18 protein-coding genes are annotated in these 21636 nt (G+C 46.1%); 5 read left to right on the top strand and 13 right to left on the bottom strand.

The features are described 5' to 3' along the window. Nucleotides 1–27: 27 nt before the first annotated feature. From J8N69_RS10205 to J8N69_RS10185, 5 genes are all read right to left on the bottom strand, one after another. A complete protein-coding gene (locus J8N69_RS10205) occupies nucleotides 28–1386 on the bottom strand; it encodes a cache domain-containing protein (protein ID WP_168824306.1) in 1359 nt (452 codons plus the stop codon). Nucleotides 1387–1489: 103 nt separating this feature from the next. Further along, nucleotides 1490–2779: a TRAP transporter large permease gene (locus J8N69_RS10200; RefSeq protein ID WP_168824304.1), complete on the bottom strand. Its 1290-nt coding sequence runs from the start codon at nucleotides 2777–2779 to the stop codon at nucleotides 1490–1492. Between the two features lie 34 nt (nucleotides 2780–2813). After that, the gene (locus J8N69_RS10195) at nucleotides 2814–3353 is read right to left on the bottom strand and encodes a TRAP transporter small permease subunit (protein ID WP_168824302.1); all 540 of its coding nucleotides are present in this window, start codon (nucleotides 3351–3353) and stop codon (nucleotides 2814–2816) included. A gap of 57 nt (nucleotides 3354–3410) precedes the next feature. Further along, nucleotides 3411–4496: a TRAP transporter substrate-binding protein gene (locus J8N69_RS10190; protein ID WP_168824301.1), complete on the bottom strand. Its 1086-nt coding sequence runs from the start codon at nucleotides 4494–4496 to the stop codon at nucleotides 3411–3413. Between the two features lie 162 nt (nucleotides 4497–4658). Continuing rightward, on the bottom strand, nucleotides 4659–5861 hold the full coding sequence (locus tag J8N69_RS10185) for an MFS transporter (protein WP_168824299.1): 1203 nt from the start codon (nucleotides 5859–5861) through the stop codon (nucleotides 4659–4661). A 170-nt stretch (nucleotides 5862–6031) separates the two neighbouring features. Here J8N69_RS10185 and J8N69_RS10180 point away from each other — a divergent pair, with 170 nt between their 5' ends. Then, complete coding sequence (locus J8N69_RS10180) at nucleotides 6032–6922, top strand: LysR family transcriptional regulator (RefSeq protein WP_168824298.1); 891 nt, start codon at nucleotides 6032–6034, stop codon at nucleotides 6920–6922. 109 nt (nucleotides 6923–7031) lie between these two features. Here the strand turns inward: J8N69_RS10180 and yghU are convergent, their stop codons facing one another. Beyond that, nucleotides 7032–7892, bottom strand: coding sequence for a glutathione-dependent disulfide-bond oxidoreductase (gene yghU, locus J8N69_RS10175; RefSeq protein ID WP_168824296.1), 861 nt, complete (start codon nucleotides 7890–7892; stop codon nucleotides 7032–7034). Nucleotides 7893–7936: 44 nt separating this feature from the next. Beyond that, nucleotides 7937–8713 (bottom strand): ferredoxin--NADP reductase, encoded by a 777-nt coding sequence (locus tag J8N69_RS10170; RefSeq protein ID WP_168824294.1) that lies wholly within the window; start codon nucleotides 8711–8713, stop codon nucleotides 7937–7939. 247 nt (nucleotides 8714–8960) lie between these two features. On the opposite strand from J8N69_RS10170, the gene msrA reads away from it, so the two are divergent. The 3 genes from msrA to nfsA all read left to right on the top strand — a co-directional run bounded on the left by msrA (nucleotide 8961) and on the right by nfsA (nucleotide 11479). Next, complete coding sequence (msrA, locus tag J8N69_RS10165; RefSeq protein WP_168824292.1) at nucleotides 8961–9587, top strand: peptide-methionine (S)-S-oxide reductase MsrA; 627 nt, start codon at nucleotides 8961–8963, stop codon at nucleotides 9585–9587. 442 nt (nucleotides 9588–10029) lie between these two features. Further along, nucleotides 10030–10596, top strand: coding sequence for a porin family protein (locus J8N69_RS10160; RefSeq protein ID WP_168824290.1), 567 nt, complete (start codon nucleotides 10030–10032; stop codon nucleotides 10594–10596). Nucleotides 10597–10741: 145 nt separating this feature from the next. After that, nucleotides 10742–11479, top strand: a complete 738-nt coding sequence (gene nfsA / locus J8N69_RS10155) for an oxygen-insensitive NADPH nitroreductase (RefSeq protein ID WP_168824288.1) — start codon at nucleotides 10742–10744, stop codon at nucleotides 11477–11479. Between the two features lie 193 nt (nucleotides 11480–11672). On the opposite strand, the gene J8N69_RS10150 is transcribed toward nfsA, so the two are convergent. The 6 genes from J8N69_RS10150 to J8N69_RS10125 form a co-directional block, all read right to left on the bottom strand. After that, nucleotides 11673–12671 carry an asparaginase gene (locus J8N69_RS10150; protein WP_168824286.1) on the bottom strand — a complete coding sequence of 333 codons (999 nt, stop codon included), beginning with the start codon at nucleotides 12669–12671 and terminating at the stop codon, nucleotides 11673–11675. Nucleotides 12672–12750: 79 nt separating this feature from the next. Continuing rightward, nucleotides 12751–15231 carry a glycogen/starch/alpha-glucan phosphorylase gene (locus J8N69_RS10145; protein ID WP_227803865.1) on the bottom strand — a complete coding sequence of 827 codons (2481 nt, stop codon included), beginning with the start codon at nucleotides 15229–15231 and terminating at the stop codon, nucleotides 12751–12753. A 76-nt stretch (nucleotides 15232–15307) separates the two neighbouring features. After that, nucleotides 15308–17023, bottom strand: coding sequence for a bifunctional protein-serine/threonine kinase/phosphatase (locus J8N69_RS10140; RefSeq protein ID WP_168824283.1), 1716 nt, complete (start codon nucleotides 17021–17023; stop codon nucleotides 15308–15310). 65 nt (nucleotides 17024–17088) lie between these two features. Next, on the bottom strand, nucleotides 17089–17901 hold the full coding sequence (locus J8N69_RS10135) for a formate/nitrite transporter family protein (protein WP_168824281.1): 813 nt from the start codon (nucleotides 17899–17901) through the stop codon (nucleotides 17089–17091). A 56-nt stretch (nucleotides 17902–17957) separates the two neighbouring features. Beyond that, nucleotides 17958–18398, bottom strand: coding sequence for a cyanase (gene cynS / locus J8N69_RS10130; protein ID WP_168824279.1), 441 nt, complete (start codon nucleotides 18396–18398; stop codon nucleotides 17958–17960). A 556-nt stretch (nucleotides 18399–18954) separates the two neighbouring features. Further along, nucleotides 18955–20166: a sugar transporter gene (locus J8N69_RS10125; protein ID WP_168824277.1), complete on the bottom strand. Its 1212-nt coding sequence runs from the start codon at nucleotides 20164–20166 to the stop codon at nucleotides 18955–18957. Between the two features lie 312 nt (nucleotides 20167–20478). On the opposite strand from J8N69_RS10125, the gene J8N69_RS10120 reads away from it, so the two are divergent. Further along, nucleotides 20479–21549, top strand: coding sequence for a Fe(3+) ABC transporter substrate-binding protein (locus J8N69_RS10120; protein WP_168824275.1), 1071 nt, complete (start codon nucleotides 20479–20481; stop codon nucleotides 21547–21549). Nucleotides 21550–21636 lie beyond the last annotated feature (87 nt).

Raw genomic sequence — 21636 nt, 5'->3', positions numbered from 1 at the left:
ATAATCGCTCTTTATTTTTTAAAAGGCTCACCCAGAGATTTGCTCAAGGGGCAAAAATGCCTGTATTTTTGTGCCTTTGCCACGCTGGGATTCTAAGCTAAAATCGCCACCAATCAGCTCAATTCGCTCGCGCATATTGATCAATCCAATGCCCGAAGACACGCTCTCTTTTTGCGAAAACCCACAGCCATCATCGGCGCATTTAAACACCAAATGTCGATAAGACTGCCACACTTTCAGGGTAATATTGTCCGCGCTGGCGTGCTTTTCAATATTGGTTAATGACTCTTGGGTAAGGCGATATAGGGTAATTTCAATTTCATCCGGTATCGTTGAAATAACATCGAAACGATACTCGACTTGTATCCCCGTGCGCTCCATAAATTGATCCACCAGCGCGCTTAACGCGGTGTCTAAGCCTAAGTCATCCAATAACGTGGGGCGCAGATTGTGTGAAATTTGTCGAATTTCACTAATCGTCTGATTCATCACTTCATTGGCTTTTGCTAACTCTTGATAAACCACTTCCTTTTCATAGCCACGCTTTAACTTACTGCCAGCCAGTTCAATCCGAAACTTACAGCTCACCAAAAGCTGGTTAATGCCATCGTGTAGCTCACGAGAAAAGCCTCGCCTTTCATTCACTTGCAACCGCATAAAACGTTGCGCCAGCTCTTTTAGCCTTGAATCCGCCAGTTTATGTTCATGAAGGTTTATCGCCAAGCCCAACAAGATCACCACAATCACCGTCAGCACCACCACCACCATCACGATCAAAAAACTGCGTTGAATATTGTCATTCATAATGGCTTTGGTTTGAGCAAGCTCGGCGTAAATATCATCTAAATACAAGCCCGTGCCCATCATCCAATCCCAACGATCAATGGCGACCACATAGCCTAATTTATCTTCTTGTTTCATTAGTGGCGGCTTTTCCCAGATATATCGATGGAATCCGCCGCCCGCTTGCGCAGCGCGAATTAAGCCTTGAATTAAATAATTCCCCGTACGATCTTGAAACTCCCACAAATTCTTACCGACAAAATCCGGCTGCGTAGGATGCACGAGATTCAACCCAGACATTTCATAGGCAAAAAAGTAACCATCGTCTTCATAACGTAATCCGGCGAGAATCTCCTTCACCAGAAAACGTGCTTGCGCGTCATCTAACTGGGTATTTTCCAATACCGGACGAATCGCCGACATGGCAATATTGACATGATTTTTCAACGCTTGTTTTTTCGCGTCGACTAAATTGAACTCGTAAATCGCCAGCTCTTGCGACGCCAGATCACGGGCCGACTGAAAACCCAAATAGGTAATAATCGTCGTTGCAACGATTAACGGCGCGACAGCAAGCAAGATGATCTTACTTTTTAATCTCATTGAGAAAGACCTTTTTTATTATTATAAGGTCACCGAATAAAACGGCGCATACAAGAAAAGCGGATCATTATCCGCTTTTCTCTATTACATAATAAAAAAGAAGTTAGTTCATCCCATATAATTCAGGGAACACCATTATGCTGGCCAAAACTAGAATTTGGATCAGGATAAACGGTGTTACGCCTTTATAAATGTCCGTGGTTCGCACCGAGTTGGGTGCCACGCCTTTTAAGTAGAACAGGCTGAAACCAAAGGGGGGGGTCAAAAAGGAGGTTTGTAAATTCATCGCAATCAAAATCGCAAACCACACCATGTTAATGCCCAATGCTTCCGCTACAGGCACCAAGATCGGCACGATAATAAAGGCAATTTCAACAAAGTCGATAAAGAAGCCCAATACCAAAATGGCAATCATCGCTAAGATAATAAAGCCCCATTTTTCACCGGGCAGATTGAGCAAGACTTCTTCAACAATGGCGTCACCGCCGGTATAACTAAAGGCCATCGAAAACGCCGTGGCGCCCATCAAGATGGCAAACACCATCGCCGTTACTTTGACGGTTTCTAAACCACTGTCATAGAGCATTTTCCAACTAAACTGACGATAGAAAAGCGCCAAAATAATAGCGCCCACGCCACCCAAGGCTGACGATTCTGTCGGCGTGGCAATACCGGTAAAGATAGAGCCCAAGACAATTAACACCAAGGCCAATGGCGGGATAATCGCTCTTAACGCGCTGCGAATCTGCTGGGCGCGAGTCTCGCCGTCCAACTCTTGTGGCATGGCTGGCGCCAATTCAGGCTTTAGGAAAGTCAAAATCAAGATGTACAGAATATAACAGCCGATCAACACCATACCTGGCAACAAGGCGGCTTGAAATAAATCCCCCACGGGGATACGAATGACATCGCCCAAGATAATCAAAATAATAGAAGGCGGGATAATTTGTCCCAAGGTCCCAGACGCGCAAATCGTACCGCAAGCCAAAGACTTGCTGTAGTTGTACTTCAGCATTACAGGTAAAGAGATCAACCCCATGGCAACCACGCTGGCGCCCACCACACCCGTCGATGCCGCCAACAAGGCGCCCACCAACACAGTGGATATTGCTAAACCACCGCGCACACCGCCAAACAGTTTGCCCATGGCTTCTAGCAGTTGTTCTGCCAATTTGGTTTTCTGCAACACGATGCCCATGAAGACAAATAAAGGCACCGCCATCATTACGGTATTTTCCATGTAGCTCTGAATGCGAAACGGCATGAAGGCAAACATGTCAAAGCCTTCTGCAAAAACGCCGAAAATCAAAGCAATACCGCCAAAGGTAAAGGCCACCGGAAAGCCTAGTAACAACATCACTAGGGCAACAAAAAACATGATTATTCCAATCATAACGAACCTACAAGCTTAAAAAGGGTGACGGACATCAATGCTGAATCGGTGGGTGCGAAAAGCCTTCTTCGCTTACGCCACGCAGCACATTGATACAACGAATAATCATCCCCAAACCACTGATGGCCATAGAGAAAAAGGCAAAAGGAATCACCGCTTTAATAATCCAGCGATAAGGCAAACCACCCGGATCGCCGCTGGTTTCCCCAAGCGCATACGCCTCATGAGCAAAGCCCACGCCGTAATAGCCAACCAACAAGGTAAAAGGAATCAGCAAAAACACGCAGCCAAATAGATCAATCCACGCCTTGCCACGGATCGACAAATTCTCATAAATCAAATCCACACGAACATGACCGCCATGCTGGATGCCGTAGGGAATCCCCAATAAAAAAATCGCCGCGTACAAATGCCATTCCAATTCCTGCATGCCAATCGACACAGAATTGAAGACATACCGCATCAAGACGTCATAAAACACATTGAACAACAAGGCGATAAACAGCACGGTGGATACCACGCCAAGCAGATTAGAAAAACGAGTGATGGCTCGTTCTAAGCTGATTAAAAACATAACAAACTCCTAGAAAAAAGCATGACGAATGGTATTCATTCGTCATGCTGGGCGACTTTAGTCCGCTAAACTATCAATACTGTCTAGGTAGGCGCGGTCGGAGATGTTGGTCCAAACGCGAACTTTTTTCAGATAAGCCGCTTGGGAATCCAAGATTTCCTTGGCCAGTGCGTCTTTGGCAGCCGCCTCTTCAAGCAACTCTTGGTTGGCATTTTTCATCGCCTGTAGCACGTCTTTTGGGAAGGTTTTGATTTGTACGTCTGGGTATTCCGTTGACATCTTCGCCCAGTTTTCTGCGCTTTCATGGTAAGACTGAATGTACATGTCATAAGAAGCGAGCTTCATCGAGGTGCGCAGAATTTCTCGCAGGTCGTCGGGTAGTTTTTTCCAAGAACGTTCGTTAACGAGGAATTGCAGCTCTGTCGCAGGCTCATGCCAGCCAGTGTAGTAATAAGGCGCTATTTTGTGGAAACCCAGATCCATATCTAAGGAAGGTCCTACCCATTCTAGGGCATCGATAGTACGACGCTCTAAAGCAGTATAAAGCTCGCCCACCGCGATATTGGTTGGGCTGGCACCCAGTTTCGCCATGACTTCACCCGCGAAACCGGGAATACGCATTTTCAGACCTTTAAGATCGTCAACGCTGTTGATCTCTTTTTGGAACCAGCCGCCCATTTGGTTACCGGTATTACCACCAGGGAACGACAACAAACCGAACGGTTGATAGACTTTTTGCATCAAACTCATGCCACCGCCATAGTAGAACCAACCATATTGCTCTGGCGTAATCATGCCAAACGGCATGGTCGAGAAATACAGAGTATTTGGCACCTTGCCTTTCCAGTAATAAGACGCTGAATGGCCCATGTCGTACTGACCAGAACGCACCATATCAAACACGCCCAAAGGCGCTTTGTGTTTGTTGGCGGAATCTATGGTGATTTTTAAGCGGCCGCCAGACATTTCATCGGCAATACGCGCCATGTTTCTTGGCGCATCACCAAAGATAGGAAAGTTAGAAGCCCAGGTTTCAGCCATGGTGAGTTTGTATACTCTTTCCGCAGCCATAGCAGGCAAAGAAAAAGCACTTAGCGTGACCGCGGTTGCAGCAACCAGCGTGGTGAGTTTTAAAGATTTCATCGGTTTATCGTCCTGTGGTCTTATTGTTTTTAAGATCGAGCAGGACAAATAATCGCGCGGATAGAAAGTGCAAACAATTCGTACGAATACCAAGTTTAACCGCGGCTACTACGCACTAAACTAGGTATTACTACCTAGTTTTTCCCTTTTAACAACTGCCTTTTAACAATTGCCTTTAGCTCCCTTATTTAATTGCACAGTAAACGGGTCTTTCTTATCCAAATAACCGCTAAAGCGTGTCAGAGCAAATGCCACTAAAACAATCACAGCCCCTACCCAAGCGGTATCAATTAAGCGGTATTGATCAACAATGTGGCCGCCAATAAGCGCTCCTAGAGCGATCCCTACGTTGAACGCCGCGATGTTTAAACCAGAAGCGACGTCTACCGCGTGCGGAGTTTCTCGTTCTGCGATTTGCACGACATAGACTTGCAAGCCCGGGACATTGCCAAAAGCAAACGCCCCCCAAAGCAGTACCGTCACCAAAGCGAGCCAAGGATATGGCGCAGTAAAGTAAAAGAGCACCAGCACCGCTGCCAAGGCTAAAAAGATAAACGACAAAGCACTAATAGGGCCAATTCGGTCGGCCATTTTTCCGCCCCAAATATTGCCAACCGCAACCGATACGCCATACACCAACATGATCAAACCAATAGCGGAGGATGGAAAACCGCTCACCGATTCCAGAATGGAAGCAAGAAACGTAAAGGCAACAAATGTCCCACCGTAACCCACTGCTGTCATGGCGTACACCAAAAGCAAACGTGGCTTCACCAATACCGACATTTGTTTGACCAAGCTGGCGCTCGGTGATTGTTTAAGGTTGTTTGGCAGCAAAACTGCACTGCCGATCATGGCGATTAAGCCCAATACCGACACCACCAAAAAGGTGGCACGCCAACCAAAGTGCTGACCGATCCAAGTACCTAACGGTACACCAGTGACAAGCGCAACGGTCAAACCAGTAAACATCAAAGCAATCGCACTGGCTTCTTTTTCTTTCGCTACCAAACGTGTTGCTAGCGTCGAACCGATCGAGAAAAACACACCGTGAGCCAAGCCCGTTAAGATACGCGCCACAATGAGCGAGTCGTAACCCGGCGCTACCCAAGCCAGCATATTGCCCAGAATGAACAAACTCATTAGACCAATCAGCAACCATTTTCGATTAAGCTTGCCCGTTAAAGCCGTTAACACTGGCGCGCCAACCGCGACGCCTAACGCATACAAACTGACGAGCAGTCCCGCGCTGGGTAAACTAACAGACAAATCATTCGCTATGGTTGGAATCAACCCGACAATAACAAATTCTGTGGTTCCAATAGCAAAGGCGCTGAGTGTTAGCGCCCAAAGAGCAAGTGGCATATTCATATACTCCTAAATTGAAGAAACATTCCATTAAAGAAAGCTGTCTTTAAAAGAGACATTTCACGTTTTGTTGGAGTGAAGTATGAAGCTTGCTAATATTTACAAAAACAGCATAAATGACAAATTACTTTATCGAAATCAGCAACAATAAAACATTGGAATAATCCATGACGGGCATTCGATCCAAAACAGAAGAGCTAGAAATTTTGCTTGCCGTGGCAGACCACGGTGGTTTTTCGGCCGCCGCCAATGCATTAGACATGCAAGTGGCAAAAGTCTCTCGTGCGGTGGCGCGCCTAGAACAAGAACACGCCTGCAGCTTATTCACTCGTACGACGCGAAAAGTCAGCCTAACGCAAGAAGGCGAACGCTTTATCACGGCGATCCGCAGTGCAATGGAACAGATTGCGGGGGCAGAGTTTGCGCTTACGGCTCAGAAAACCAGACCTTCTGGGCGATTACGCATCGATGCGGCCAGCCCTTTTGTGCTTCATCAACTCATTCCTCTTATTAAGCCCTTTCGCGCGGCTTATCCAGATATTGAACTTGAGCTAGTATCGAATGACAGCATTATTGACTTGATTGAAAAACGCACCGATCTTGCCATTCGAATTGGAGGATTAAGCGACTCAGGGTTACATGCCACTTTGTTGGGTCGAAGTCTTCTTCACTTGGTCGCTTCGCCGGATTACCTCGCCATAAACGGCATTCCAAAGACAGTCGACGAATTAACCCTACACGACGTCATTGGCTTTTCCGATATTAGCAATTTAAACAAATTGCCAACGACACCACCGATTCAGCTGACAATAAACATCAAGGCCAGCAGCGGTGAAACTGTTCGCCAATTGTGCTTAGCGGGCAATGGCATTGCCTTGCTCTCTAACTTTATGGTCAGCGAAGACATCAAAGCAGGACGCTTGGTCAGCCTATTGTCGGACTCTATCAATACACCCAATCCCAGAGAGCAAGTCAATGCGGTGTACTACAAACACACCGTTCTGGCATCCCGTATCGAAGCCTTTTTACACTTTATTAAAAACAGGTTAGCGTTATAACCTTAAACAAGCGCCGGAAAAACACAAAAGCCATTAAGGCAAAACCATTAAGGCAAAAAAAAGAGGCAAGCCAGAACATGGCTTACCTCTTTGCAAATACTAGGCTTAATCAAATAAGACCGTCAAAGTCCGACGCATCATGACGCTCTTCAAGCTTCACGCCGTCTCCAAACGCCTTATTCACAATACGACCACGCTGCACGGCTGGACGCTGTTCTATCGCTTTCGCCCAACGTAAAACGTTTTTATAGCTGGTGACATCTAAGAACTCAGCCGCGTTATACAAATTGCCCAATACCAAGTTGCCATACCAAGGCCAAATCGCAATGTCTGCAATGGAATACTCCTCCCCTGCCATGTAGGTATTGTTCGCTAACTGCTTGTCTAACACATCTAATTGTCGCTTGGTTTCCATGGTAAAGCGGTCAATCGGATATTGCATCTTGGTCGGCGCGTAGGCGTAGAAGTGCCCAAAACCACCGCCTAAATAAGGCGCAGAACCCATTTGCCAGAATAGCCAATTACGGCATTCTGTTTTGGACGCTAGATCTTTTGGCACCAAGGCATCAAACTTTTCCGCCAAATATTGCAAAATAGAGCCAGATTCAAACACGCGAGTCGGAGGCGTGGTGCTGTGGTCCATCAAGGCGGGGATTTTGGAATTAGGATTGATCTCAACAAAGCCCGAACCAAACTGGTTGCCTTCACCAATGTTAATCAAATAAGCGTCGTATTCTGCGGCGCTGATGCCTAAGGCCAACAGCTCTTCCAACATAATGGTGACTTTTTGACCATTTGGCGTCGCCAAGGAATGTAACTGCAGTGGGTGCTTACCCACAGGCAACACTTTGTCGTGCGTGGCCCCAGCAATAGGTCGGTTAGTGCTGGCAAATTTACCACCGTTTTCTGTGTTCCACGCCCATACTGTTGGCGGTACATACTCTTGATTCGATTTGGTATCAGAACTCATAACATCTCCTAATATAGTTTTCTACGAGAGAGCCAACGTCGGTGTTAATGTTCAACAAACGCCCGCTCAATCACATAATCCCCTGGCACGCCGATTTTTGGTGACTCATTGAAACCCAGCTCATCAAGCAAGGCCGACGTATCTTTTAGCATACTCGGACTGCCACAGATCATCACTCTGTCATTCATGGGGCTAAGTTGCGGCAATCCAATGTCTTCGGCCAATTTCCCGCTGCGAATCAAATCGGTCAGGCGGCCTTGATTACGAAAAGGTTCACGCGTTACCGTAGGGTAATAAATTAATTTTTCACGTACTTGCTCGCCAAAAAATTCGTTTTCCGGCAGTTCCTTTTCAATGAAATCCGCATACGCCAGCTCATTAACATGGCGAACACCATGTACCAAGACAATTTTTTCATACTCTTCATAGGCGTCAAAATCTTGAATCACACTTAAAAAAGGCGCCAAGCCTGTGCCTGTTGATAACAAATACAAATGCTTACCAGGGTGCAAATCACGCGTCACCAAGGTGCCAGTGGGTTTACGGCTAACCAACACGTCATCACCCACTTGCAAATGCTGTAAGCGTGAGGTCAACGGGCCATCAGGCACCTTGATACTAAAAAACTCTAAATGTTCTTCATAATTGGGGCTAGCAATACTGTAAGCACGCACTAAAGGACGAGTGTCCGTTTCCAAACCAATCATCAAGAACTGGCCATTATCGAAACGTAAGCTAGGATTACGTGTGGTCTTGAAGCTAAATAAATTTTCATTCCAGTGGTGTACGCTTAACACACGTTCCGTAACAAATGCACTCATGACAACTCCAATGAAATAGTTTGATTGGCAAACATTCTATAAGACAAGTCTATATTTGTTTAATTGATTATTTAGATGTCTTTAATATGCTCAGCATATAAAGATTACAGCGATGTGAATAAGTATGTCATCCAAATACACAAACAGTACGTAACAAATAGGAAGATCAGATTCATTGTAAGAAAAATAGCGTTTATCACGACAAGACCATAAATAGCACTTCTTCCCTCACCAAAGGACACTCAACATGATTATTCACCGCGTACTCTTTCGCTCTTTAAGCTTGCTGCTACTGAGCGGAACGGCGACTTTTTCTGCTCTTGCACACGCTGCCCCACAAACCATGATAGTCGCGGGCGGCTGTTTTTGGTGCGTAGAATCCGATTTCGAATTGGTTCAAGGCGTCAGCGATGTGGTGTCTGGCTATACCGGAGGCCACACCGAAAACCCGACCTATAAACAGGTATCAATAGGAAACACCGGGCATTTTGAAGCGGTTGTCATTCATTTTGATGATGAGATTGTCTCTCTCAACGCCCTCGCCGATTACTATTGGAAAACCATCGACCCAACCAATGACAAAGGCCAGTTCTGTGACAAAGGCGCGCCTTACAAAACCGCCATGTTTTACCAGAATGACCGACAAAAAGCCGTTTTTGATGCGTCTCTCGCCAAGGTCGAAAAATCCAAACCCTTTAAAGAAGACATAGTCACGCCTATCCTAGCCGCCGCTACGTTTTACCCCGCTGAGGAATACCACCAAAGCTACTACACGAAAAACCCCATTCGCTACGCTTACTACCGCGCCAGCTGTGGCCGAGACAATCGTCTTGAACGTTTATGGGGTGAAGTCGCCAGCCACCAATATCATTAATCAACAACCCCGAGTGAACGTGGAATAAGTTTTGTCGGCCTTTAGGCCGACAACGTAACTATTCCCTCCCCTTATGTCTTCCAAGGGGAGGGCCTTCAGGCCGACAAAAGACCGATCACACCAAACCAAAACCCTTGACGCGCTAAAGCACGACCTTGTATCTACAAAAAATGAATCACCTGTAGGTCGGCCTTCAGGCCGACAAAAGCCCGATCACACCAAACCAAAAACCTTGACGCGCTAAAGCACGACCTTGTATCTACAAAAAATGAATCACCTAGCAGAAGAAGTATCAGCAAAGCGTTTTTTATCTAGATTAAGCGCATAGAAAACGAAGCAAATAGGTAACTGTCACCGAAAACCTAGCCATTGCGCCCGCCATCCCCCACATTGATTAGGCAACGCACGACGTCCTTAAAAAGTAACTAAAAGGAGTTATAAAATGAAAAATTTCATTCCCGTCATCGCAGGTAGCATCGCTTTAGCTTCTCTCAGTGGTGTAGCAAAAGCAGAAGACATGGCTAACAACAGCGGCCTTTATGTGGGGGGTAACTATGGTTATCTTAAGGTCGACAGCGACGACGACTTTGATGACAACAACGACGTAGTACAAGGCATTGTCGGTTATCGCTTAAACTCATTCCTTGCGGTAGAAGGTAGCTACATTGATTTTGGTAAATACGGTGGCAGTGCTGCCAACGCCAAAACAACGGGTTACACCGCCGCGCTAAAAGGCACCATTCCTATCACCCAGACCGTTGAGCTATTTGCTAAAGCCGGTCAGCTATGGCACGACACCGACTATAACATTGCCTCAGTTAAAGGCAGCTCAGACGATAAAAGCTTATTCGCTGGCGCTGGTGTTAATTTCAACATTACAGAAAATCTTTTGGTTAACGCCCAATACACCTGGTATGACGTCGACTTAAATGCTGATAATGCTTCGTCGGATTCAGAATTCGACACCGACTTCAAACAAGCCAGTGTCGGTGCGGAATACCGTTTCTAAACCAATACCTTACCTGCACAAAAGGGCTTACTCGTTTTGGGTAAGCCTTTCCTTTATTTGTACTTTTTTATTGCCAATAGAACTTTGACCCACCGCGATGAAGCCTCTAGTATCTAGCCATCTCATTTTTCAAAAGATACTTATTATGAACCCCATTCTTCAAGCACAAAACAATCACAAATCCATTCGCCAATACACTGAACAAGCCATTGACCCAGTCTTACTCCAACAGCTGATCCAAAGTGCTCAAGGCGCGGCGTCTTCGAGTTTTATTCAGGCTTATTCCCTTGTCCAAGTGACGATCCCAGAGAACCGCCACCAGATTGCCACGCTAGCTGGCGGGCAAAAATGGGTCGAATCGGCGGCGGAGTTTTTCGTTATCTGTGCGGATCTGACTCGCGTGGAATATTGCAGCCTAGAACAAGGCTTAGGGGAATTAGAAGGCAACACCGAACACTTTATCGCCGCTACAACCGATGCAACCTTTTTTGCCCAAAACCTCATGCTTGGTGCAGAATCCGTTGGTCTTGGTGCCGTCTTTATTGGCGGCATTCGTAATGACCCGGCGCAAGTTGCCGAACTGTTAAACTTACCCAATCAGGTTTACCCTATTTTTGGCCTTTGCCTAGGTTACCCTGATGCCGAGCCTGATTTAAAACCGCGTTTGCCTGTCGATGTTATCCTGCATAAAGACAGCTACGACTCAAGCCGCTGTGCAAGCGATGTTAACGCCTACGATGCGCAAATGCAGGCTTACTACCAAAGCCGTGGCGATAACCAAAAAGCCAGCAACTGGTCCGAGCAAACCGCGGCAGCCGTTCAAAAGAAAAAGCGCGAACACATGCTAGGCTTCCTACAGCAGCAAGGTTTTTTGAAACGTTAACTGCACTAAAAAGCGCACTAAAAAGCGCACTAAAAAGCGCACTAAAAAGCGCGCTTCGAAACGCCTAGTCGATGACAGATGTTGTGACGACAGATGTTGTGACGACAGTTACTAGCATGATGGATAGATCCCCTTGATTGCCATCTTGCTAGCAACTTAGTGATTGTGACTAAGATGAAATGTTTTCTCTCTTTTAAGCTTGGCAAACAATCGCGCCGGTTGTGCGCTGCTCCCAATTCTTCAAGGTGACAGAACGGTATTCTTGCAGTATGTCATCCGCCACAAAAGACGTGATACCAACATGATCCAATAGCGCCGTCATGACCGACTCAGCGGCTCGAACCGCACCATCTTCACATTTTAGTGCGATGGCCATTTTGAGTTCAGGAATCGCCGCAATATACACCCCTTCAGCGCCCACTTTGAGGAATACCCGCTGCTGCAATATTCTCATCATATCGGTGCAATAACGCCCTGTTCCCGCCGCCATAAAAGGCTGTTTTACCACGGCGTCATATAATGTTTTACAGGCTTTTTGACGCGCTGCCGATAGGTTTTCAGGACTCGCGAACTTCGCAAACGCCAATCCAAGATTCGTCAATGGCATCGCCCATGTTGGCGCAGAACAACCATCTGGCGACCAAGGCGCTGAACCATAATCGTACTCGCACATTTCAGCCATCGTCGCGGCAATCTTCTGCTGAACAGGGTGGTCAATCTCAATATAACCCTGCGAGGGCACACCCAGTAATTTGGCTAAACCCAACATACCCGCATGTTTACCAGAGCAATTATTGTGTAATTGATTGGGCTTTTTCCCCTCGCCTGATAAGGCATAACCCGCCTCGACACGCATTGGCCAATGACAACCGCACTCAAAATCCGTTTCCGACGCCGCTAATTTATCCAGCATACTTTGTACCGTCGCCACATGTTCAGGCTCGCCATTATGAGACGCACAACAGATGGCGATTTCTTCTTCACTGAAGGCAAACCGTTCCGCCCCGCCCATCTCGATAAAAGCCAACGCCTGCATGGCTTTTATCGCACTACGAGGGTACACCAAGCTATCAATATCGCCCCAAGAATCAAGCACTTCGCCCGTACTAGAAACGATAACCGCCTTAATACTGTGTACGCTTTCTACAATACCGCCGCGCGTCACTTGCACAGAAAGAGGAGTATGCTGCATAGAATTGTTCCTTTGTCTAAAAGTGGAAATGAAATGTTGTAAACAGAGTAAGTCATTAGAAAACACAAGTCATTTCTGTTTAAACAGGATGCGCGGGCAGTTGCCAAATCTCGTCAGCGTATTCTTGAATGGTGCGATCCGATGAGAATTTCCCCATGCGGGCGGTGTTTAACACGGCCATGCGTGCCCAACGTGTTTTGTCTTGGTAGGCGTCTGATACTTGCTGTTGGCAATCCATGTAAGCACGGTAATCGGCCATGACTTTATAGGGGTCGCCACCCGCGAGTAAGCTGTGTCGAATGTCATCAAAAGCATGAGGATCGTTTGGCGTGAAATGGCCCGAACAGAGCCAATCTAAGGCGCCTTTTAACTCTTCATCTTGTTGATAATACTGATACGGATGATACCCTTGGGAGTCCAACGCCCGCACTTGGTCGACGTTTAAACCAAAAATGAAGATGTTGTCTGGGCCGACTTCTTCGAGTATTTCCACGTTAGCGCCATCCATAGTGCCAATGGTCACCGCGCCGTTTAGGGCCAATTTCATGTTGCCGGTGCCGGAGGCTTCTTTGCCTGCGGTGGATATTTGCTCAGACAAATCGGCGGCGGGGATAATATGCGACGCTAAAGTCACGCGATAGTTGGGCAAAAAGATCACTTTTAATTTTCCCTTAGTGCGAGGGTCGTTATTAATGACATTTGCCACCCTATTGATGGCGTAAATAATGTTTTTAGCTAATGCATAACCCGGTGCGGCTTTCGCGCCAAAAATAAACACTCTTGGCACCATGTCTATATCAGAGCCATTCAATAAACGATGGTATAAGGTCAGGATGTTTAACAAGGTTAAATGCTGGCGTTTGTATTCGTGCAGGCGTTTGATTTGTACATCAAACAAGGCAAAGGGGTCGACGTCTATGCCGCATTCTTTTTTAATAATCTTGGCAAGGTGCACTTTATTTTGGTGTTTTACCGTCATAAAGGCGTCTAAAAAAGCCTCATCATCCATAAAGCTTTCTAGTTTGCGCAATCGCTCTAGGTTCTTCGGCCAATCGCGATCAATACCATATTGCTCAAAAAGTTGTACCAGACCGGGATTACAGCCTAACAACCAACGACGGGGCGTAATACCGTTGGTTTTATTGGTAAATTTGCCCGGATAAAACTGATCAAAATACGGAAAGAGTTCGCTTTTCAGCAGTTGAGAATGCAGCTCCGCCACGCCATTCACCTTATGGCTGGCGATCACCGCCAAATGCGCCATGCGGATCATTTTATGGTCGCCTTCTTCAATGATGGACAAGGCACGACAAATATCATCACGACCGGGCCAGTGCTGTACTACTTTGCCCATAAAACGATGATTGATCTCATAGATAAGCTGCAAATGACGCGGTAGCACCTTTTCAAATAGCCCAACACTCCATTTTTCTAGCGCTTCTGGCAATAACGTGTGATTGGTATAAGCAAAGGTACGTGTGACGATATCCCATGTGGTGTCCCAACTAAGGTGTTTATCGTCTAGCAGTATCCGAGTCAGTTCCACAATGGCGATGGCAGGATGGGTATCGTTTAATTGAATTGCGGCTTTTTCTGGCAGCGTTGTCCAGTCCGAGTTCATTTTCTCAAATCGACGTAAAATATCAGCCAAAGAGCACGCCACAAAAAAGTACTGTTGCACCAAACGCAGCTCTTTACCGTTGGCATTTTGATCATTGGGATACAATACTTTAGAGATGGTTTCGCCCATGGCTTTAGAGCGCACCGCTTCGACGTAATCGCCTTTGTTAAACTCTTCTAAATCAAAATCTTCGGTGGAATGTGAAGACCATAAACGTAAAAAATTCACGGTTTTTGTGCCATAACCAGCGACGGGGATATCAAATGGCACGCCCATCACACTGCGGGTATCAAGCCACACCGGACGACTGTTGCCAGCGTTGTCATAAACCGTTTCGACGCGGCCATAATATTGAATGGTCTGTGAATATTCAGGACGAATAATATCCCACGGCGTACCATATTTAATCCAAGTATCCGGATGTTCTACCTGTCTGCCATGCAAGAATTCTTGTTTGAACAAGCCAAATTCGTAATAAATGCCATAGCCAATCGCAGGCAAATCCAAGGTCGCTAACGAATCTAAAAAACACGCGGCCAATCGACCCAGTCCGCCATTCCCCAAGCCCATGTCCATTTCTTCATCACAGACTTGTTCCCAGTCTAAACCCAACTCTTCAATGGCTTGTTTTGCGGCGTCATACACACCAATATTATGAGCGTTATTGATCAACATACGCCCCATCAAATATTCCATTGATAAGTAATAAACACGGCGTACGTTATCGCGATTATGAGCAATTTGAGTCGCTGACATGTCATCGGTAATGCGATCACGAATGGCTAAAGATAAGGCTAGCCACCAATCCCTCGGGGTCGCCTGTTGAGGCAAATTCACCATGGTATAACGCAAATGGTGCAGGATACTTTCTTTCATACTTTGGCGTGAAGCAACGCCATGAAAAGCACCATCGGGGATTAAATCCGTCACTAAAGACATAGCCTGTCGCCTCATATTAGGTTAGATCATCAGTGTAGCGCTTGAGTTGAGATAATAAATGCTTTCTTTAAAAAAACTAAAATTTTTCCAAGCATAGAAAAATGATCACTAAAAACAATAAGAAAGACACTCCTTGCCAGAACATCACCGGATTACGCTGTATAAGTGGTGGTCGAGTACGATCAAGGAAAGTTTGATTGGGCTGGTGCAAGTCGTAAACAAATTCAGACACTTCTTCGTAGCGTTTTAGCGGATCGATCTGTAGGGCTTTGTGCAGAGCGTCGTCAATCCAGACCGGCAGTTCTGAATCTTCGGTAATAACGCTGCGATAACGTAAACGCCGTTGGGCGGCGATGCTTTTTGCTTGGGCTATTTTCGGGCTATAAGGAAATTGATTGGCAGAGAGCATTTGGTAGGCAATGACGCCGAGAGCATAAATATCGGAGCGTTCGGAACCGGCATGACCGAGGAAGTATTCTGGAGCGGAATAACGCATGGTGCCGCGCAGGACATCTTCGTCTCTGGCGTTACTGACACCGGCAATGTGAGTGGAACCAAAGTCGATAATTTTCACAGTACCGTGTTTATCAATCATGATGTTCGCCGGGCGAATGTCTTGATGAATCATACTTTTACGATGAAACGCCTGCAGCCCATTGGCGATTTGCGAAATGATATGGCGGGTTTGTTCCAGCGTTGGTTTGGGGTTATCTATCATCCATTGAGTAAGAGACTGACCTTCGATGTAGTGCGTTACCAAATAGAGAAATTGCCGTTGCCTTGGGGATTCGATGGCTTTGACCACATGAGGGTTATGAATCCGTTTGGCGATCCAGCCCTCTAACATAAAGCGTTCTAAATAGGCGGCATCGTCACTCAATTCCGCCGATGGCACTTTAATCACCACCCGTTCATTGCTGTCCGTATCGCGCGCTAGAAACACATGACTGCGACTGCTCACGTAGAGAGAGCGAAGTATCTCGTAGCCATCAAACGACATTCTTTCTCTTAATGGTGGCGGCAAAGGCAATAGACTGATGTTGTGCTGAACATCGTCCTGTTGATAACTTGGCACCTCGTCGACTCGGGCAATTTGAATGCTCAGGTTGTCATCACTGCCGTTGCTCAACGCCTGCGAGATAATGTGCTCTGCGGCTTGATCCAAGCTCTCTGACGCGGCAATGCAAGTGACGACTTGCTCAGCATCAACAAATTCATACACGCCATCGGTGGCCATCACAAAAATGTCGCCTTTACTCATCGGCAAGAGTTGATAATCCCATTCTAGAATCGGCGCTATGCCCAAGGCACGAGTCAAATAGCTCTCATTAGCGGACACAATTCGACGATGGTCTTTGGTGAGTTGTTCAAGTTTGCCATCGACTAAACGATAGACGCGGCTGTCTCCTAAATGAAAAATATGCGCGGTATTCGAACACAACACAATGGCAGAAAAAGTACAGACATAGCCTTTGTCTTTGTCGAATCGGCTTGGGCCATTTTGGCTTTGAGAATACAGCGCGGCATTGATGGAGTTAATCACTTTTTCGCCAGATGTTTTCACCGACCACGCGTCGGAGGTGTGATAAAAGTCTTCTAAAAAGCGCGTAATAGCGAATTCACTGGCGACTTGGCTTACAGAGCTCGAACTGATGCCATCGGCAATAGCAAGGGCGACACCTCTGGTGCTAAGTAGCGGTTCTGCGGGTATCTGCCCGCCCAAGCCATCTTGATTGATGTCTTTTTTGCCTTTATTGGTGGCGCGGCCAATACTGATGCTAAGTACTTTCATTAAGCTCCCTAAATACAAAAAACTCTGTAAGCATAGACACTTACAGAGTTTTTAAACAAAACGTCTTATGCCAATTTACGCGACGCTGAGGTTCTCACATGAGTCAGATAAAGTGGTAGGCCCACTAACAACAGGCCACCGGCTAAATTACCCAATACCGTTGGGATTTCGTTCCAAATCAAATAATCCGACACGGTAAATTCTCCGCCCATGATCATTGAAAATGGGAACAAAAACATGTTGACGATAGAATGCTCAAACCCCATGTAAAAGAACAGCATAACCGGCATCCACATGGCGGCCATTTTGGCGCCAGCTGAGGTAGAGATCATTGCGCCAACCACGCCCATAGACACCATCCAGTTACACAACATGCCACGAATAAAAATAGTCAGCCAACCGCCCACGCCATGGGACTGATAACCCAAGGTCCGAGACTCGCCAATTGAGCTAACCTTCGCCGCTAACGCCCCGCCATCGGTAGCGTAACCGTAGGTCAAAATAAACGACATAAAAAACGCTGTCATCAAAGCCCCCGCAAAGTTGCCGATAAACACCAAGCCCCAATTACGCAACACTTGTGCCGGCGTTACGCCCGGACGCTTATCAAATAACGCCAAGGGTACGAGGGTAAATACGCCTGTTAATAAGTCAAACTTCATCAAATACAGCATGATAAAGCCAACCGGAAACAGCACGGCGCCCAATAATGGGCTGCCTGTCTGAACCGCAACCGTGATCGCAAACACCGCTGCCAAACCAAGAATCGCCCCCGCCATAAACGCGCGGATAATGGTGTCTTTTGTCGACATGTAGACCTTTTGCTCGCCTGCGTCGACCATCTTGGTGACAAATTCACTTGGTTCTATGTACGCCATTTTTACGCCCTCTTATTCTTTAAAATTACCTAAGATTCACTTTTGAAAAGAAATAATTACCAAGATTTATATGGCAAAAACTTCCCGTTCAGTGTCAAAATCACACGATCTCCTTTAGGGTTTTCTTCCTTATCGACCGTCATAGAAAAATCAATCGCACTCATGATGCCATCGCCAAATTTTTCCTGAATCACTTCTTTAAGCGTCGGTCCATAAACCCCCACCACTTCATATAATCGATAAATTAAAGGGTCTTGTGGAATCGCTTGATCCCACGTTTTAGTCGGGTATTCCATCAGCACGGATTTTGCTTCGGCAGGTAATCCTAAAAAAGCCACCAACTTATCAGCCACGTCCGCCGAACAACTGTTCATGCCTAAACAAGCCGAGGTGATCCAAACATCGGTCATACCAGTGGCTTCCGCGATGGATTCCCAACTGAGATTTTGCTCTTTTTTAATAGCAAAAATAGCTTCAGTGACATCAATTTTTTTCATTCACTTTCCCCTAAAAATAGAGCGCCTAAAAATAGAGCTCCTCAAAATACAAACTATTTAGCGAAGCAAAGCTCAATCTATTGAACAAAGTTCACAAATGTTTTTTTCAAATGGTATTTTGCTTATGACAAGGCCCGCTTCGGAGGATCGAATGGCTTTTTAGAAAGAAAAGGAAAGAGAGAAGCGACGCCGACACGTCACCCTCATCAGCGGTCCTTTCTAAAGGAGCCTGACCGAGCGCTACTGAAAAACAGCAGCTGGCGACGATGCCATTCAGCAAATTGATCGACGTTGATCATTTGTTTTCTATGCCGATAACCTCGACACAGAGACAAGTGGGAATTAGCAAGTATGATGCCAAATAATAAACACGCTGGCATTGGCTGTCTAAGAAACTAGAAAACCGTTGATTTATATAGTAAAAAACTCTAATTGATAAAATAAAAAGCGCTGGTCTATAAAATAAAAAAACCAAGCGCTTTCGTTACTCAACACCAAAATGCTCTTTTATAAAAAAATTGCACCAAGAGCGAGCGCAGATGTGTTTTACGTTTTGCTATTGAGTTGATGCGTTCAAATCGGTTGACGCTTTCAAGCGCTTTAATAAGGTCACAATCACCGCTAAGGCGCAACCGCCTAACAAGGCCCCCGCGAAGCCAACACTTTCTAAGCCGACATAATGAATAACCTGACCGCCGATCAACGCACCCGCGCCAATGCCCAAGTTAATAATGCCCGAATACAAAGACATAATAATGTCAGCGGCGCTGTTGTCGACGTTCAGCACACGGATTTGCATGCTCAAACCGATAATCATAATCGACGCACCCCACACCAATACACCCGCTACTAAAAATGAGTCATGAGGAGCAAGGAAATACAGCAGCGCCATACAAGCAGAAGCCGCCGTCACACTGGATACCAACATCAAGGTATTGGCCTTATCACCAAAATAGCTGAACAACACACTGCCAAAAATACCTGCCATACCAAATAACAACAAAATCATGGTCGTAAAGCCGCCGCTGACGGAACCCACCTCTCTCAAAAAGGGTTCAATATAGCTATAAGCGGTGTAATGCGCGGAAAAAATCGCAAAAATAAAGAGGTACATGCCCAGTAAAACGCGATTGTTTAGCACTTCCGGCACCTTACTAATAGAGCCCGAAAACAAGCTGGGCAAGTCCGGCAATAACCGATACATAACCAACATAATGATGACAGCGATAACCGCAATGACCGCAAAAGTAGTACGCCAATCCAAAAGCTGACCAATAATACGCCCCGCAGGTACGCCAAGCACCATGGCAAGCCCCGTTCCTGTTGCTAAAACGCTTAACGCAAAAGTATGTTTACCGGGTGGCGCGACACGAATCGCAATAGAGGCCGTAATCGACCAGAATACGGCGTGCGCAAACGCAATCCCAATCCGGCTGATGAGCAAGGTCGTAAAATCCCAAGCAACAACGGAAAGGATATGGCTAACAATAAACAAGGCAAACAGCCACATCAGCAAAGTTTTACGTTCCACTTTCCGCGTCAACAGCATCATAGGCAGCGACATCAAGGCCACAATCCAAGCATAAACAGTCAACATCCAGCCCACTTGAGCCGTCGGAATAGAAAAGCTTTGCGCAATATCCGACAACAATCCCACTGGAACGAACTCAGTGGTATTAAAAATAAAAGCGCTAAGGCCAAGCATAAACACACGTAAATATTGAACACGGCGGGAAACCGTCTCGGCAGAAGAAGGGGTTGATATCATTATGGCCTGCAATAAAAGTAGAGGATTAAAATCGACGCCTATTGTTCACTTTTTAGACAAAAAAAGAAGGGCTAAATAGGGAGAAAAAGCGCAATTTATTCATTTTAAAGCCATGCGGCTGAGACTTTCTCATAGCAATCGATATCAGGCTCAGATTCGCTATTATTCCCCTCAAAATAGCGCACTAAAATAGCCCGTTTAAAAAAATTACAAAAATAACAATACAAACAGGAACTATTTCCATTACTATTTGTCAACACTGGACTCGATAAATGCTTTTTAATCCATATTCATCAGTAAAAAGGAAAAACAATGACTCAACTAACCCCAACAACCTTGGCTTCATCTATCCGTAAAAGCGCCTCTTGGTGTGCTGTTATTGGTACTTCTTTGTTGTCTTTTAGCAGCCTATCTGCTCATGCCGCTGGGGAAGTAAATGTTTACTCAGCCCGTGCCGAAGCATTGATCTCACCTCTTTTAGACAATTTCTCTAAAGAGCATGACGTCACCGTGAACCTAATCACTGGCGATGCTGATGCCCTATTGAGCCGCCTAAAATCAGAAGGCAGCGCTAGCCCTGCAGATGTTTTTATTACCGTTGATGCCGGACGTTTATACCGTGCAAAAGACGCCGGTGTATTGCAACCGTTTGAAACTGAACAACTCAAAGACGTTGTGCCAAGCCACCTACAAGACCGCGACGGTTATTGGTATGGCCTATCACAGCGCGCCCGCGTATTTCTATACAACCCAGAAACCGTTAATCCAGCGGAGCTTTCTACATACGAAGCACTAGCCGATCCAAAATGGAAAGGCAAAATTTGCATTCGTTCTTCCGGCAACATTTATAACCAATCTTTGGTGGCGTCTATGATCGACGCACATGGCGAAGCCAAAACCTTGGAATGGATCAAAGGTTTAGTGGCTAACTTTGCTCGTCCACCAGCAGGCGGCGATACAGATCAAATCAAAGCGGCAGCCGCTGGCGTGTGTGACATTGCCATTGCTAACACTTATTACTTCGGCCGTTTAGGTCAAAGTGACAAGCAAGCTGATCGTGACGTCTACAACAAACTGGTTATGTTCTGGCCAAACCAAGGCGCTAATGACCGTGGTGTTCACGTCAATGTCAGCGGCATCGGTATGACCGCTTCTGCAAAAAACAAAGACAACGCGACCAAACTGGTTGAGTTTTTAACCAACCAACAAAGCCAAGAATGGTACGCAAAAGTAAACAACGAATACCCCGTTGTGGAAGGCATTGCGCCACCGAAAAACCTAACCGTATTTGGCGATTTCAAAGCCGATACGATTTCCCTAAGTGTGTTGGGTGAAAACAACCGTCAAGCGGTTAAATTGATGGACCAAGGTGGTTGGAAATAAGCCAGCCTGCTGATTAGATAGTTGACTAGATAACGGCCTAAACCGCTGTCTAAACAACAAAGGCAACCACCAAGAGAAGAGGCGTGA

It is taken from the genome of Marinomonas profundi, from assembly GCF_020694005.1.
In the GTDB taxonomy this organism is placed as follows: domain Bacteria; phylum Pseudomonadota; class Gammaproteobacteria; order Pseudomonadales; family Marinomonadaceae; genus Marinomonas; species Marinomonas profundi.
This window is presented reverse-complemented; position numbering and strand designations above follow the sequence as displayed.